A 14,683-nucleotide genomic window follows, 5' to 3' on the forward strand; every position below is an offset into this window, starting at 1 on the left:
ACTACTTTTTCTTCATTGCCTGAACTAAGTCCAGTTTATCCAGGGCTACCTGAGTGGTGAACATTCCATAATTCACAGTAGCTTTTCCTTTCTCTATTTTGTCCAGCGTTCCGACCGATTTACTGTCTTCCAACCGAACTCTGTCTCCAACTTTTGGCGTTATTTTGGGTTTTTCGGCAGCCTTTCGTTGCGCCTCAGTTAGTTTAGTTTTTTCCTCCTTTTTCTTTTGTCGAATTACTTCTACTTTTTTCTTTACTTCCTGTTGAACTTTCTTTTCCCTGGCTTTCTTGGCCTGCTGTTGCTTTTTAGTTTCCTTTTTTCTCTTGGAGTTTTCAATTTCCACGAATTTTAGAAACTCAGCGATCAGTTCTTTTTTCTTCTTATTCTGAAAGTACTTTTCGCTAATGTCATTGATCTTCTGGCCAATATAGATTAAACGCTGATTGCTATCATATAGTTCCTGATAACTTTCCAGCTTTTGCTGAATCCTCGAATTGGTTTCCTCTAATTTATCTTTCTCCTTTGCAGCCTTGAGTTCCTTTGTTTTTAAGGAATCTGTTGTTTTTTGAAGTTTGGAACGTTCTTTTTGAAGCTTAGCGATACTTCGGTCAAACCTGATTTTTCCTTTTTCCACCTTTTTCCGGGAGCGATTAATTAGGCTATAGGGAATCCCGTTTTTCTGGGCAACTTCAAAGGTAAAAGAACTGCCAGCTTCTCCCACCTGTAATTTATAGATGGGTTCAAGGCTCTGGGAATCGAATAACATATTGGCGTTACTCATATCCGGAAGTTCATTGGCTAGCTTTTTTAAATTTGCATAGTGCGTGGTAAGGATCCCAAAAGATTCTTTTTCATAGAAAACCTCGAGGAAGGTTTCTGCCAGTGCACCACCGAGTTCCGGATCACTTCCTGTACCGAATTCATCGATGAGAAACAGGGTTTTATCGTCGCATTTCCGTAGAAAATAATTCATGTTTTTCAACCTATAACTATAGGTACTCAGGTGGTTTTCTATAGATTGATTATCACCAATATCGGTAAGTATCTTATCAAATAGACAAACCCGGCTATACTCATGCACTGGAATAAGGATTCCGCTTTGGATCATAAGTTGAAGTAAACCGACGGTCTTCAGGGTAATGCTCTTCCCTCCGGCATTTGGTCCAGAAATAACAATAATCCGGTTCTCTTTGTTAAGTTCAATGCTTTGAGGATAGGTTTTATCCCCCTTTTTTTTATTGCTTAAATAAAGCAGAGGATGGTAAGCATCTTTTAACTGAAGTTCGCGTTCCTTGGTGATTTTGGGTAAAATCCCATTAATTTTTTCAGCATATTTGGATTTTGCAGCAATGAGATCAATTTCGCTTAAAAGGTCCTGATACTGCTCAAGTAAAAATCTGTATGGTCTTATAAACTCAGTTAATTCCTTAAGGATCCGTTTAATCTCCTCTTTTTCTTCATATTCCAGATTATTAAGTTCACGGGTGAACTGGTAAGTGGCCTCTGGCTGAATATAGACTATGCTCCCGGTTTTAGAGTTTCCAAGAATTCCCCCTTTAACCTTGCGGCGATGCATGGCTTTTACTGCTAGCACCCGCACATTCTCTACCACGCTTTCCTTAATTTCATCAAGATACCCATAGCTCTGATAAGTAGTTAAAGCCTTGGCAAAACTGGAATTGATTTGGCCCTTTACCGAATTGATCGATCTTCTCACCGATTGTAAAAGAGGAGAAGCATCGTCCTTAACCTCACCGAATTTATCTATCACTCTTCCCACTGTTTCGATAATTTCCATGGTATATTCTACCTGGGAAGTAGTTTTGTATAGATTTGGATAATATTCCTGGAACTTTTTGAAAAACTTTAGTTGAGTATTCACCGTATCAGAAAGACTGGCAATTTTTCTGAAACTTGCTACCTCCAGGATAGCTTCTTCGATCTCCAGGATTCTGATTTCTTTATCAACAGCATCAAACCCATGGTTTGGAATACGGCTTTCCCTAGTTTTGGAATTTAGATATTCATTGGTTTGGTCAAGTCCAAAAATAGCTTTGGTATAGGAAGGAAAAGGCTTAATGCTTTGCGCTTTTTCCTTTCCCAAACCGGTTATACATAGTTCCGCTATTTGGTTGCAAACAACCGGAAATTCAAGGTCAATAAGGCTTTTTGGTGCAATTTTAATCATAGAATAATTTCCCTACTTTTGAGGTGCTGCAAATTTACTTAATTAAAATGAAGCCAGACTTACCACCAGACTGGAAAAAGAAATTACAGGAGGAAATCAGGAAGGAATATTTTCAAAAACTTATCGATTTCGTCCACCAGGAATATAAGGAACATACTTGTTTTCCGCCGGAAGATTTAATTTATAATGCTTTTCGACATGCTACTTTTGACAATACCAAAGTCGTCATACTTGGCCAGGATCCCTATCCCAACCCAGGTCAGGCTCATGGTCTTTGTTTTTCGGTAAATCATGGGGTGCAATTCCCCCCTTCACTCCGGAATATCTTCAGCGAAATTGAGAAAGATACAGGTAAACCAATACCATTCTCGGGAAACCTTGAAGCCTGGGCAGACCAGGGCGTTTTACTTTTAAATGCCAGTCTTAGTGTCCGGGCAGGGCAAACTGGATCTCATCAGAAAAAAGGCTGGGAGATTTTCACCGATCGGGTAATCAGTTTGATTTCTGCTGAAAAGGAACATGTAGTTTTCTTACTTTGGGGTGGTTTTGCCAAGAAGAAAATTAAGCTTATTGACCAGTCTAAACATTTGGTTTTAAGTTCGGGACATCCCTCACCCCTTAGTGCAAACCGGGGTTATTGGTTTGGCAATAGACATTTCAGTCAAACCAACAAATACCTGGAGGCAAATGGAAAAACACCAATTAATTGGTAAGGGTTATATGGATTTAACCAGTTGGGAATAGGTAAGCTTCTTTGGGATTAGTTCCAGATTAAAAAGTTTATTCTGAACCTCTTCCACCTTTTCCTCACTTACTTGTTGCTGACTCCAACTGGTAATACTTAGCCATTTTTCTATGTCAATGGGTTTTTGGTGGTAATAATCAGCAAGCCTATAGGTCAGATCCGGCTGATCTTTAAAGGTTGAAGTTTCCCTATTTAAAACCTCAAGCATGGTTTGCAGTCTTTGCGCATTATACTTTATTGCCTGGTTAGTTGCCGCGATCATAAAACAGGGCCAAGGAGTAGGACAGTCGGCAATACGTCTGAAGGTTCTATTATCCACCAGGGGTTTGGTAGTGAAGTGCTCCCACATAAAATACTGGGCTTTATCCGATTTAAGAGCCTCAATGGCTCCATCAATATCCCCCACAACCTCAAAGTTCAGGTCCTTCTTGGTATTCCATTGATGTCTTTCTGCATTCACGTAGGCCATCAGGTGAGATCCCGATCCAAAACGACTAATCGCAGCATGAGTACCTTTGAGCTCTTCCAAGGAATTATATTTTGAACCAGCTGCCACGTGAATTCCCCAAATGAGCGGAGATCCTATATAGGTTTGGAGGATTCTCGAGGGATTACCTCCAATGATATCCTTTATAATACCTTCAGTGAGAATCACAGCCACATCAATTTCTCCAGATCTCAAAGCTTTATTCATAGCTCCGGTACCACCTGGAAAATCTTTCCAGATTACATGGACCCCTTGCTCTTCAAACTTTTTTTCCTCAATACACTTATGCCAGGGGAAGTTAAAGTGTTCGGGAACTCCTCCTACTTTTATGGTTTTCATTTTAAATGCTTTTTCTTTAAATAATTATAGATTTCGTACTGTGATCTGATAGTTTTTTCAGTTTTTTTTCGGGTTACATAAGTGTTACTTTCTTCAGCATCCTGAATTCGAGCTTTAACATTATCTCTTAACTGTATGTCAAGTATTTCCTTGAATTCTGCAGCTATATCTTCATCCAGGATCGGAGCAATTACCTCGATTCGTCTATCCAGATTACGGGTCATCCAGTCCGCACTCCCATAGAATATCAATTCTTTCCCACCATTTTCAAAAACATAGATGCGACCATGTTCCAGAAAACGATCTACAATACTGGTCATATAAATATTCTCACTGAGTCCTTTCACCCCCGGGATTAGGCAGGTAAAGCCCCTTACCAGAAGACGGATCTCGACTCCGGCCTTGCTGGCCTTATACAAGAGTTCAATCATGTCGGGGTCCTCAAGGCTATTCATTTTAGCGGTAATCTTCGCTTTCTTACCATCCCTGGCATTCTCCATTTCATTAAATATCAATTTTTGGAATCGTTCCCGGGTAGAGAAGGGGGAAATAAGAAGATTCTTTTCCCTGGGGATAATCAGATCACCTTCCAGGACCTTAAAGAGCCTTGAGAGTTCTTTTGTAATACTTTTGTTGGCCGTAAAGATAGCATGATCACAGTAAATCTTCGAGGTATCACTATTAAAATTCCCGGTTCCTATATAAGCATAATCGGTCAATGAACCATTCTCGCCACGGGTCACCAACATAATTTTCGAATGCACTTTGATCTTGGGATAACTGTAAATTACATTAGCGCCTTTTTTCTCAAATTTTCGTCCCCAAATAATATTGTTCTCCTCATCAAAACGCGCTTTGGCTTCGACAAAAACCGTTACTTTTTTACCGTTTTCAAGAGCTTTTAACAAACAACTGGTTAACTTAGACTCATCGGCCACCCTATAAAGGGAAATTTTTATATGCGTCACTTCCTTATCTGAAACTGCTTGTTCAAGGAAATTCTCGACATATTTAAAGGACATATATGGGAAATGCACCGATTGATCCTTCTGGGCAATGGTCTCGAAGTAATTGCTGCTACCTTCAAGAATCTTATGTTTAATTGGAACCAAAGGTTGATATTTAAGGCTGGCATTATTGGTGGGATCCGGAAAGGAAAAAAAATCCTTAAAGTTGTGGTACCGTCCTCCGGGCATCATATCTATTTTTCCAAGACCCAGTAATTTTCTTACTTTCTTCTGGTATTCATAAGGCATTTGGGCATCATACAAGAGCCGGGTTGGTTGACCATCCATTCTTTGGGCCAGAGATTCATAAATTTTTTCTGCCAGCACCCCAGTATATTTATCCTCGATATACAATTCAGCATCACGAGAAAGTTTTACTTCATAAATACCAGTAATTTCTTTTCCGGGAAAAACGTGCGTGATTTCCCCGCGAAGAATCTCATCGATATAGGTAAGGAAAGACGCATCTTCCTGACTTTCCAGACTTATAAATCTACCACAGCTTTCTACCGGGATATTAACCACACCTAACTCATCTTCTTTTTTAAAACTCACAATAAAATATAACACCGAGTTCTCAAGAAAAAGTTCACTATCCTTACTAAGATCAATTATTTTTGGAGTGAGCTGGGGTTTTATTTTCTTCTGAAAGAACTCAGCTACGTATTTTTTTTGATCCTTACTGAACTGTTGATGATCAATCAGGTTAATGCCGTTTTCCGCTAATTCGGGTAGAATTTCTCGATGATAAATAATCCCGAATCGATCCTGCTGCTTTTTAACTTCTTCAATTATTTGCTTGGTGATCTTGGTTGGTTTAAGGGCAAGTTTTTTACGGATACTTTTTTCAACCCGTTTTATTTGCCTTAGTTGAGATACTCTTACCCTGAAATATTCATCCAGATTTGAAGAAAATATAGCCAGAAAACGTATGCGCTCATACAGAGGATTAATTTTGTCTTCAGCTTCCTGTAACACTCTCTCGTTAAAGCTGAGCCAGTTAAGGTCCCGATGTATTAAAGGGAGATCCTCAGAAGTTTCTTGCATAGGTTGTGTATTTCTTCAAAAATACAAATTAGGCTACGGCGCTGTTTCTAATATTCTGTTAAATAAGCCTATCTGACTAGCTTTTCCAGGGTATAAACAATCAGATCATCGACTATTTTTCCTGGGTCTTTAGAAAAATCTCCGGTAGCTCTATTAGCAATTATAGCATTCATAGAAACCGATCGGTGGCCCAGTAATTTTGCCAGACCAAACATAGTTGCTGTCTCCATTTCCATATTGGTGATTTTACGTCCCTTATAAGAAAAAGAGGCTATCTTATCATTCATATCCTCATCCTGCAAACCAAGTCTTAAAACTCTGCCTTGCGGCCCATAGAAACCAATATTGGTCGCAGTAATCCCTTGGTGGACACCCGGGGAGGAAAGCTTTTTAACCAAACTAGGATCCGCTCCTATTACATAAGGACTTGCTTTTTTCTCATACCAGTTGAGATAGTCCATAAAAGCCTTAGCGAAATCAAAATCCTGAATATGCTCGTTTTCATAAAAGTGAAGGACACCATCAAACCCGATAGCATGCTCACTTATAAGAAAAGAATCCACGGGAATATTTGGCTGAATAGCCCCAGAAGTACCTATTCTTATGATATTGAGATATTTGAGTTTCTCCTTGGGACTTCGGGATTCAAAATCGATGTTTACAAGGGCATCAAGTTCGTTAAAAACAATATCGATATTATCGGGACCTATTCCTGTAGAGACTACACTAAGACGTTTCCCTTCCAGGTAACCTGTATGAGTAAGAAATTCCCTTTTTTCTATGATATGTTCAATCCTATCGAAGTGTTTGGAAACCCTTGCAACCCGGTTTGGATCGCCAACGGTGATGATCGTTTCGGCAATATGTTCTGGAAGCAGATTAAGATGATAAATACTTCCGTTTTTGTTAAGTATTAATTCGGAATCCTTAATTTTCATTTTACAATTTTAATAAACGGTGGGATTCAGAATCATACAAGAAGTCATACATTCTGGCACCGCCCAGGTAATCATCATTTTTGAGCTCTCCATAAAAATTCTTTTTCTTTTCGAGGGCTAATTCGCCTTTTTCGGTCAGGCTGACCCGCTTGTTTTCCAGATGAAAAAAAGCATTTATCTTATCCATAAGACGTTGCATTTGTAGGTAACTATATCCATAATATCCCTGGTATTGCAAGGCATATCCCAATAATTGGTTCATCGAAGTAATCTCGTGTTTTTCGATAAGTTTAAGGACATTTTGCTCCAGGGAGTTCAGGCCGGTCACTGAATTGGGAAAACGTTCAATATGTGCCCTTATACAACTGGATAAATATTCAAAATTCGAAGTGGTCTTGATCTGTTGCTTGAGTTTCATTGGATTATTACTACAATAAAGTTCCCAGATCAGCAGTGCTATCTCGATATCGTCCGAATTGAGCGTAATCCGGTTTTCATAGTGATTGAGCAGTTGTTTTGAGGAAAGTCGGGAAAGTGGAATTTGTTCATCTTCCCCTTTTAATTTTCTACTACAGACCAGATAAAAAGGTTTACTCTCTTTATTGCTAAGGTAATAACTGATCGCGGCGAGCATATTGATATGGCAAAAAAGGTCAAATTCAAACCATAAGACAATATGGTCATGATCTTTTGAAGCCCTTAGTTTTTTTAACTGGGAAATGAACTTCTCCTGATAATCTTCTGCAGAAATTCCATAATTTTTTTTCAGGAACTTTTTACGTTGCTTAAGGAATTCAGGACTACCTACTTCCTGTAGGGTAGGACCTTCGCATAGCATTTCCCGCCATACCACTACTTCCCCAGGTAGGTTGAGTGCCATCATTTCTTCGGTAAGCTCATCACCATTGGTAATATGTAATGGGGTCCCTTCCATAACAACTGTTTTATGTCTTAATAATCGGAGTCCAATTAACCTCCGACTTTCTTAACTATATATCCGTCTTTTTGAAGCAATTTCATAATTTTTTCGCGATCATCACCCTGAATGATGATTTCACCATCCTTCACGGAACCCCCTACGCCACAACTTTTTTTAAGTTTCTTTCCCAGGGTAATTAAATCCTCTTCAGGCCCTTTATAACCCTTGATAATGGTGACGGTTTTTCCTCCACGCCCTTTTTTGCTGAAATGGGCTTCCAGTCGTTGTTCCCCGGGGCTTAAGGCTTCTATATTATCATCCTGATCACTCTGATTTTCATCAAAATCATCGTTAGTTGAAAAAACGAAACCTCCAAGATCCTCGAGTCCCATCTTTTTCTTTGTCATAAGCTTATTTTTTTGCTAATCCAATTTCAACCAGCCGTTGATGTAAAAAATCTCCAGCGGTAATATCCTCGTACTGTTTTGGATGATTTTCATCGATACATTCTTCTAGACAATTTAACGGCATTTCGCTCCGCGGATGCATAAAGAATGGAATGGAGTAACGTGGTTGATCCCATTGTTCTTTGGGAGGGTTTATTACCCGGTGAATAGTAGAACGTAACTTATTATTGGTATGACGCTCCAGCATATCCCCAACGTTTATTACCAGTTCATCCTCCTGTGGAATTGCATCGATCCATTCCCCATCCTTCCTTAACACTTGCAGACCGCCGGTAGAAGCCCCCATCAAAAGGGTGATAAGGTTAATATCTCCGTGAGCTCCCGCTCTGACTGCCCCTTTGGGTTCTTCGGTGATGGGAGGATAATGGATCGGTCTTAAAATACTGTTTCCATTGCTGGCCCAGTGATCGAAATAATGCTCATCTAGACCAATATACAATGCAAGCGCACGAAGTACATAAATCCCTGTTTTCTCAATCATTCGATAGGCTTCCATACCTACGTGATTGAAGTCCTTTAATTCCTCCACCTGAATATTTTCAGGGTATTCTTCTGTTAATTTGGCATCATCAGCAGGTTCCTGTCCAAAATGCCAGAACTCCTTGAGATCCCCTTCTTTTTTACCTTTTGCATGCTCCTTACCAAAAGAAATGTAACCGCGTTGGCCTGCCAGACCTTCGATCTCATATTTGCGTTTGGTTTCCAGGGGAAGCTTAAAGAATGCCTTCACTTCTTTATATAATTCCTCTACCAGTTCTTCGCTTAAAAAATGATTTTTTAAGGCTACAAAACCAATTTCTTCGTAGGCTTTACCAATTTCATCAACAAATTTTTGTTTTCTTTTGGGATCCTCGGACAGAAAATCAGCCAAATCTACACTGGGTATATTATTCATTGCCATTTTGGTTGTTTTTATATATAAGGTCAACGTGCGAATTTAAGTAAAATTAGGGGAAAAGCCGAGCGTTTATATTTTTCTTAGCATTGTAAACCCGTGATATTTTTATTTACATTTGATATTGAAATCCTCAAATTATGACCACAGAAACCTCTTTAATTTCAAATATTGCCTTCAACAAAGATGGGCTTTCCAATGCTGCCATGATGGATTTATACCGCCTGATGCTCAAACCTCGCCTTATCGAAGAAAAAATGCTCATTTTACTACGACAGGGTAAAATCTCAAAGTGGTTTAGCGGAATAGGGCAGGAGGCTATTTCCGTAGGCGTAACTCATGCCTTACACAAGGATGAATATATTCTTCCTATGCATAGGAACCTTGGCGTTTTCACCGGTAGAGATATTCCCTTATATCGTCTTTTTTCTCAGTGGCAGGGAAAAAGTAACGGATTCACCCAAGGTCGGGATCGTAGCTTCCATTTTGGAACTCAGGAGTTTAAAATTATAGGAATGATCTCACACCTGGGACCACAATTAGGGGTTGCCGATGGCATCGCACTTGCTCATAAATTGAGAAAAGAGCAAAAGCTTACCGCCGTGTTTACCGGAGAAGGTGGAACAAGTGAGGGAGATTTTCATGAGGCTCTCAATATCGCTTCGGTATGGGATCTTCCTGTTCTTTTCTGTGTGGAGAATAATGGCTACGGATTATCCACACCTACCAGTGAACAGTATCGATGTAAAGATATCGCCGATCGGGCCGCCGGATACGGAATGGAATCCCATATTATCGATGGGAACAATATCACGGAGGTTTACACTTGCGTTAAGAAAATTGCCATAAGTGTTCGAGAAAACCCCAGGCCGGTTTTACTGGAATTTAAAACCTTTCGAATGCGTGGGCATGAAGAAGCCAGTGGAACTAAATATGTACCCGAAGAATTGATGGAGCACTGGGCCTTAAAAGATCCGGTAACGAATTTCAGGAATTATTTAATGCGCGAAGGCCTGCTGGATGAAGATTTAAATGAAGAGATCACCAAAAATATCAAATCTGAAATAGACGAAAATTTAAAGATTGCTTTTGCTGAAGATCCTGTTTCCTCCAATACAAATAAAGAATTGTATGACGTATATAAACCATTCGAGTACCAGGAGATTTCACCCGAGGAGCCAACTCAGCAATTACGGTTAATCGATGCTATTGCCCAAAGCCTGAAAGAATCTATGGCTAAACATGAAACCCTTGTTTTAATGGGCCAGGATATCGCTGATTATGGAGGAGTTTTTAAAATCACCGATGGCCTTATGGAAGAATTTGGTAAGGAGAGAGTAAGAAACACTCCAATTTGCGAATCCGCAGTGGTTGCTGCCGCAATGGGTTTGTCTATAAACGGAATGAAAGCCATGGTGGAAATGCAATTTGGTGATTTTGTAAGCTCTGGCTTTAATCCAATTGTCAATTATCTGGCTAAGATTAATTACCGCTGGAATCAGCATGCAGACGTGGTGATACGGATGCCCTGTGGAGCAGGAGTAGGGGCTGGACCTTTCCACAGTCAAACCAACGAAGCTTGGTTCACAAAGACCCCGGGCCTGAAAGTGATCTACCCCGCATTCCCCTATGATGCCAAAGGGCTTTTAAATACGGCTTTTAATGATCCTAATCCGGTGCTTTTCTTTGAGCATAAAGCTTTGTACCGAAGTATTCGACAGGAAGTCCCAGCAAATTATTATACGCTCCCTTTCGGAAAGGCTTCGATACTTCAGTCCGGGCAACAAATGAGTATTATAACTTATGGGGCCGGGGTACATTGGACCCTGGAGGTGTTACAAGAAATGGATTATTCAAATGCTGAACTTATAGATTTAAGGAGTTTGCAACCTTTAGACAAGGAAACAATCATCGCATCGGTAAAAAAAACCGGGAAAGCAATGGTAGTTACGGAAGACACTTTATTTGGAAGTCTGGCTTCAGAGATTGCTGCAATGATCCAAGAAGAATGTTTTGAAAATTTGGATGCTCCGGTCTCTCGTTTGGGTAGTATGGAAACTCCTGTGCCCTTTGCCCCACAGCTGGAAAAACAGTATCTACCAAAGGAAAAACTTAAAAACAAGATCCAGGAATTAATTGAATATTAGCATTAATTAACCTGTTTTTGAACCTTATTAAGAAACCTTAACGGCTCTACTGTTAAATTAGTAATAATCTTTTGCGGACCTAGGACTCCTACTGTAATTTAGACTTTAACTAATCAAAAAATCTAAAATTATGGTACGTTTAATCGTTATTTTTTTAATCATTGCCTTAGTCGCCGCAATTTTCGGGTTTGGGGGCATAGCGGAAGGTTTTGCTGATATTGCGAAAATCATTTTCTACATTTTTATCGTACTACTGGTGATCTCATTAATCAGTCGATTATTCAGAAGATAATTCAATCTATTATAACTTAAATCCAATGGAGTTTTTTGGTTTGTCCAGGGCTTGCATTGGGTTTTTATTTTTAAATAAACATCAAATCTCATGAAAAAACTTTTAATATTATTCTCCATTACCTTGCTGATAGCTTCCTGCGGTCCCAGTAAAACTGCAAGAGAAGCCCGAAAAACATTTGATGGAGACTGGACACTAAATAGTGTGACCTATCCTCAAAATACCGGGGAGTTTAATGTCACCCTATTAAATGACGCCTCTGCCGATTGCTTTGAAGGAAGTACCTGGGATTTTATTTCCAATAATAATCACGGAACCTACCGGGTACAAGGAATCAACTGCGACGGAGGAGAACGCCACTTTATGTGGTCAATTGATGAAGAAAACACCCCAGAGGGATTATATGATTTCTTACTTAAACCAACTGATGAAAATTATAAATCCACAACTGGGAATCAAGGTTTCAGGTTAAACCTGAGATCCTTAAGTGATACTCAAATGGTATGGGAACAGACAGTTACTCTGGATGGATCTCCCTTTGTTATTCGAATGAATTTTTCTAAAAACTAAATTAAATTTAATTGATATGAAGATGCAACTCAATAGAATGTTTGCTTTACTTTTCGCCACAACAATGTTGTTTGGCTGTGAGGCAACAAAGAACGCTAGTAATAAACAAAAAGGTGCTGTAATCGGTTCAGCCGGTGGCGCTGTAATCGGAGGGGTTGTCGGTAACAATACCGGTGATGGCAACACTGCTCTTGGCGCCATTATTGGCGGAGTAGTAGGTGGAGCTGCTGGTGCCTATATCGGGGACCGGATGGATAAGCAAGCACAAAAAATCGAAGAGGAAATCCCTGGAGCTGAAGTAGAAAGAGTAGGAGAGGGTATTAATGTCACCTTTGATGAATCCAGTGGAGTTTATTTCGATACCGATAAGTATAATATAAACTCCAGATCTCAAGAAACTCTTGATAAGCTTGCTGATATTTTTAGAGAATATCCGGATTCTAATATTCTAGTTGAAGGCCATACCGATAATACAGGAAGTGAGAGCTATAACTTCACTCTTTCTAAGAATAGGGCACAAGCCGTTACCAATTATTTACTAGGTGAAGGCCTTGATAGTGGTCGATTTGAAACTAAATGGTACGGAGAACTTCAGCCTAAGTATGATAATAGCACGGTCGAGGGCAGGGCTAAAAACCGAAGGGTAGAGCTGGCCATTGTCGCCAATGAGGAATTAAAAGAAGAGGCCAAGCGACAGGCTGCCGATAAGGAAGACCAGAATTAGAGTCTTATCATAATATAATTTTATCTTAAATCCCGGCCACTGGCCGGGATTTTACTTTTGTTTTAAGTATCTTCAAAACATGGAGCATCCCGAAGTAATTGTGATTGGAGGCGGAATTGCAGGGCTCACCCTTGCCACCCACCTCTCCCAAAAAGGAGTTCCGGTTCTGCTTTTTGAAAAGGAAGTTTATCCTAAGCACAAAGTTTGCGGGGAATATATTTCCAGAGAAATCCTTCCTTATTTAAAATCCCTTGGGATTGATCTTTTAGAATTAAATCCTCCCCATATAAATGAATTGTATTATAGTACCGGTAGGGGAAATAGTCTGAAAACAACGCTTCCAATGGGAGGCTTGGGGATTAGCCGGTACAAGCTGGATAATTTTCTCTGGGTAAAGGCAAAAGAGAGTGGTGCTGAATTAAGCATTGCTGAAGTGGTGGAGGTGAATTTTGGGAGCGATCAGAAATTTGAGATCATAACAAGCTCCGGAGAAAAATATAAGGCTCCAATTGTTCTAGGAGCTTTCGGAAAAAGATCCAATATAGATAAAAAGCTGGAACGAAACTTTATTAAAAAAAAGTCACCCTGGCTCGCCGTGAAATCGCATTACAGCCATCCCAGCTTTCCCGAAAATCAGGTTGCCCTTCATAATTTTAAAGGCGGCTATTGCGGGTTATCTAAGACGGAATCCGGGGCAGTTAATGTTTGTTACCTGGTTTCCTTCTCTAGTTTTAAAAAGTTCAAGGACCCTACACTTTTTAAAGAAAAAATACTGATGCAAAACAGGAATTTACATCGATTTTTTGATAAAGCTGAAGGCCTGTTTGAAAAGGAATTAAGCATTGCCCAGGTTTCTTTTTCAAAGAAGAAGGCCGTACAAGGACATGTGTTAATGATTGGGGATGCTGCAGGTTTAATTCATCCGCTTTGCGGTAACGGGATGGCCATGGCCATACATAGTGCTAAAATAGCAGCAGAAGTGATCCTGGCCCAGAAAAAGGAAAGATTTAGAAGAGAAAATATGGAAGAGGAATATGTAAAAAGATGGAACAGTTGTTTCCGTAAAAGATTACAAGCCGGTAGAATGCTTCAAAATATCCTATTGAATCCCTCCCTGGCGGAAGTCTCTCATAGGTTGGTGAAAAATATCCCCTCCCTGCTTCCGACGATCATTTCCCAAACCCATGGCCGAGCTGTCTTATGAACCACCTTAATACTTCCATCAGATCAAATAAGGCGGAAATCATGGATGATTTTGAGCTCGGTGGTAAAGCATTGGAAAACGTTCTTAAGGATCTGGAAAATATAAATAAATGGCTTGGCGGTAATCAAGTTACCCTTGGGGGTATAAAAAAGATCCAGAGCGCATATCCTGAGAAACAACAATGGCATATCGTGGATGTAGGCTGTGGAAACGGTGCCATCCTTAGGGAGATTGCTCAATGGGGGAATAGAAATAATATAGATCTAAGGCTTACAGGTATTGATGCCAATAAGCATGCTATTTCCATAGCTGAAAAGCTTTCTGAAGCTTATCCCAATATTGAATTTAAGACTCAGGATGCTTTTAGTGAAGCCTACCAGGAGCACAATTTTGATATTGTTCTTTGTACCCTAACGCTTCATCATTTTTCTGATCCCCAGATTATCGAGTTACTAAGGGTATTTCACCGACAGGCAAAATATGGAATTTTAATCAATGATTTGCACCGAAGTAAAGTGGCTTATCATTTATTCCAGGCATTCTGTATGTTGTTTGTCCGAAACGACATTGCCAAAAAAGATGGATTAACCTCCATTTTAAGAGGCTTTAAAAAAACTGACCTGGAAAGGTTTTCGACTAGAATCCCCAAAAGCAAGACACAGATTAAATGGAAGTGGGCCTTCCGGTATCAATGGATCATTCAGAAATAAAAAT

General features: G+C 39.8%; 14 protein-coding genes. 7 read left to right on the plus strand and 7 right to left on the minus strand.

Annotation, left to right across the window (positions count from 1 at the left end; all coding sequences use genetic code 11):
* Position 1: 1 nt before the first annotated feature.
* Positions 2-2,188, minus strand: coding sequence for an endonuclease MutS2 (locus tag ACW6NC_RS03075; protein ID WP_457863719.1), 2,187 nt, complete (start codon positions 2,186-2,188; stop codon positions 2-4).
* Positions 2,189-2,235: 47 nt separating this feature from the next.
* On the opposite strand from ACW6NC_RS03075, the gene ACW6NC_RS03080 reads away from it, so the two are divergent.
* The gene (locus ACW6NC_RS03080) at positions 2,236-2,901 is read left to right on the plus strand and encodes a uracil-DNA glycosylase (RefSeq protein WP_457863720.1); all 666 of its coding nucleotides are present in this window, start codon (positions 2,236-2,238) and stop codon (positions 2,899-2,901) included.
* 3 nt (positions 2,902-2,904) lie between these two features.
* On the opposite strand, the gene ACW6NC_RS03085 is transcribed toward ACW6NC_RS03080, so the two are convergent.
* The 6 genes from ACW6NC_RS03085 to ACW6NC_RS03110 all read right to left on the minus strand — a co-directional run bounded on the left by ACW6NC_RS03085 (position 2,905) and on the right by ACW6NC_RS03110 (position 9,032).
* Positions 2,905-3,759: a substrate-binding domain-containing protein gene (locus ACW6NC_RS03085; RefSeq protein ID WP_457863721.1), complete on the minus strand. Its 855-nt coding sequence runs from the start codon at positions 3,757-3,759 to the stop codon at positions 2,905-2,907.
* Complete coding sequence (gene ppk1, locus ACW6NC_RS03090) at positions 3,756-5,813, minus strand: polyphosphate kinase 1 (protein ID WP_457863722.1); 2,058 nt, start codon at positions 5,811-5,813, stop codon at positions 3,756-3,758. Before ppk1 ends, ACW6NC_RS03085 begins: the two co-directional genes overlap by 4 nt.
* 68 nt (positions 5,814-5,881) lie before the next feature.
* On the minus strand, positions 5,882-6,751 hold the full coding sequence (locus ACW6NC_RS03095) for a nucleoside phosphorylase (protein ID WP_457863723.1): 870 nt from the start codon (positions 6,749-6,751) through the stop codon (positions 5,882-5,884).
* A gap of 1 nt (position 6,752) precedes the next feature.
* Complete coding sequence (locus ACW6NC_RS03100) at positions 6,753-7,685, minus strand: DUF1835 domain-containing protein (protein ID WP_457863724.1); 933 nt, start codon at positions 7,683-7,685, stop codon at positions 6,753-6,755.
* Between the two features lie 35 nt (positions 7,686-7,720).
* Positions 7,721-8,077: a translation initiation factor gene (locus ACW6NC_RS03105; protein ID WP_457863725.1), complete on the minus strand. Its 357-nt coding sequence runs from the start codon at positions 8,075-8,077 to the stop codon at positions 7,721-7,723.
* A 4-nt stretch (positions 8,078-8,081) separates the two neighbouring features.
* Complete coding sequence (locus ACW6NC_RS03110; protein ID WP_457864069.1) at positions 8,082-9,032, minus strand: isopenicillin N synthase family dioxygenase; 951 nt, start codon at positions 9,030-9,032, stop codon at positions 8,082-8,084.
* 140 nt (positions 9,033-9,172) lie between these two features.
* On the opposite strand from ACW6NC_RS03110, the gene ACW6NC_RS03115 reads away from it, so the two are divergent.
* From ACW6NC_RS03115 to ACW6NC_RS03140, 6 genes are all read left to right on the plus strand, one after another.
* Positions 9,173-11,179 (plus strand): alpha-ketoacid dehydrogenase subunit alpha/beta, encoded by a 2,007-nt coding sequence (locus ACW6NC_RS03115; RefSeq protein WP_457863726.1) that lies wholly within the window; start codon positions 9,173-9,175, stop codon positions 11,177-11,179.
* 130 nt (positions 11,180-11,309) lie between these two features.
* Positions 11,310-11,471 carry a DUF1328 domain-containing protein gene (locus tag ACW6NC_RS03120; RefSeq protein ID WP_093407116.1) on the plus strand — a complete coding sequence of 54 codons (162 nt, stop codon included), beginning with the start codon at positions 11,310-11,312 and terminating at the stop codon, positions 11,469-11,471.
* A gap of 90 nt (positions 11,472-11,561) precedes the next feature.
* Positions 11,562-12,041, plus strand: coding sequence for a lipocalin family protein (locus ACW6NC_RS03125; RefSeq protein ID WP_457863727.1), 480 nt, complete (start codon positions 11,562-11,564; stop codon positions 12,039-12,041).
* Positions 12,042-12,057: 16 nt separating this feature from the next.
* Positions 12,058-12,765, plus strand: coding sequence for an OmpA family protein (locus ACW6NC_RS03130; RefSeq protein ID WP_457863728.1), 708 nt, complete (start codon positions 12,058-12,060; stop codon positions 12,763-12,765).
* A 79-nt stretch (positions 12,766-12,844) separates the two neighbouring features.
* On the plus strand, positions 12,845-13,969 hold the full coding sequence (locus tag ACW6NC_RS03135) for an NAD(P)/FAD-dependent oxidoreductase (protein WP_457863729.1): 1,125 nt from the start codon (positions 12,845-12,847) through the stop codon (positions 13,967-13,969).
* A 41-nt stretch (positions 13,970-14,010) separates the two neighbouring features.
* Positions 14,011-14,679 (plus strand): methyltransferase domain-containing protein, encoded by a 669-nt coding sequence (locus ACW6NC_RS03140; RefSeq protein WP_457863730.1) that lies wholly within the window; start codon positions 14,011-14,013, stop codon positions 14,677-14,679.
* The last annotated feature ends 4 nt before the right edge of the window (positions 14,680-14,683 follow it).

The sequence above is a fragment of the Salegentibacter profundi genome, from assembly GCF_054121475.1.

Excerpts from the sequence above, each read along its gene's own strand:
- ACW6NC_RS03085 (WP_457863721.1), bottom strand. The coding sequence starts at position 3,759 with ATGAAAACCATAAAAGTAGGAGGAGTTCCCGAACACTTTAACTTCCCC.
- ACW6NC_RS03130 (WP_457863728.1), top strand. The coding sequence starts at position 12,058 with ATGAAGATGCAACTCAATAGAATGTTTGCTTTACTTTTCGCCACAACA.
- ACW6NC_RS03105 (WP_457863725.1), bottom strand. The coding sequence starts at position 8,077 with ATGACAAAGAAAAAGATGGGACTCGAGGATCTTGGAGGTTTCGTTTTT.
- ACW6NC_RS03110 (WP_457864069.1), bottom strand. The coding sequence starts at position 9,032 with ATGAATAATATACCCAGTGTAGATTTGGCTGATTTTCTGTCCGAGGAT.
- ACW6NC_RS03095 (WP_457863723.1), bottom strand. The coding sequence starts at position 6,751 with ATGAAAATTAAGGATTCCGAATTAATACTTAACAAAAACGGAAGTATT.
- ACW6NC_RS03100 (WP_457863724.1), bottom strand. The coding sequence starts at position 7,685 with ATGGAAGGGACCCCATTACATATTACCAATGGTGATGAGCTTACCGAA.
- ppk1 (WP_457863722.1), bottom strand. The coding sequence starts at position 5,813 with ATGCAAGAAACTTCTGAGGATCTCCCTTTAATACATCGGGACCTTAAC.
- ACW6NC_RS03125 (WP_457863727.1), top strand. The coding sequence starts at position 11,562 with ATGAAAAAACTTTTAATATTATTCTCCATTACCTTGCTGATAGCTTCC.
- ACW6NC_RS03080 (WP_457863720.1), top strand. The coding sequence starts at position 2,236 with ATGAAGCCAGACTTACCACCAGACTGGAAAAAGAAATTACAGGAGGAA.
- ACW6NC_RS03140 (WP_457863730.1), top strand. The coding sequence starts at position 14,011 with ATGGATGATTTTGAGCTCGGTGGTAAAGCATTGGAAAACGTTCTTAAG.
- ACW6NC_RS03135 (WP_457863729.1), top strand. The coding sequence starts at position 12,845 with ATGGAGCATCCCGAAGTAATTGTGATTGGAGGCGGAATTGCAGGGCTC.
- ACW6NC_RS03075 (WP_457863719.1), bottom strand. The coding sequence starts at position 2,188 with ATGATTAAAATTGCACCAAAAAGCCTTATTGACCTTGAATTTCCGGTT.
- ACW6NC_RS03115 (WP_457863726.1), top strand. The coding sequence starts at position 9,173 with ATGACCACAGAAACCTCTTTAATTTCAAATATTGCCTTCAACAAAGAT.
- ACW6NC_RS03120 (WP_093407116.1), top strand. The coding sequence starts at position 11,310 with ATGGTACGTTTAATCGTTATTTTTTTAATCATTGCCTTAGTCGCCGCA.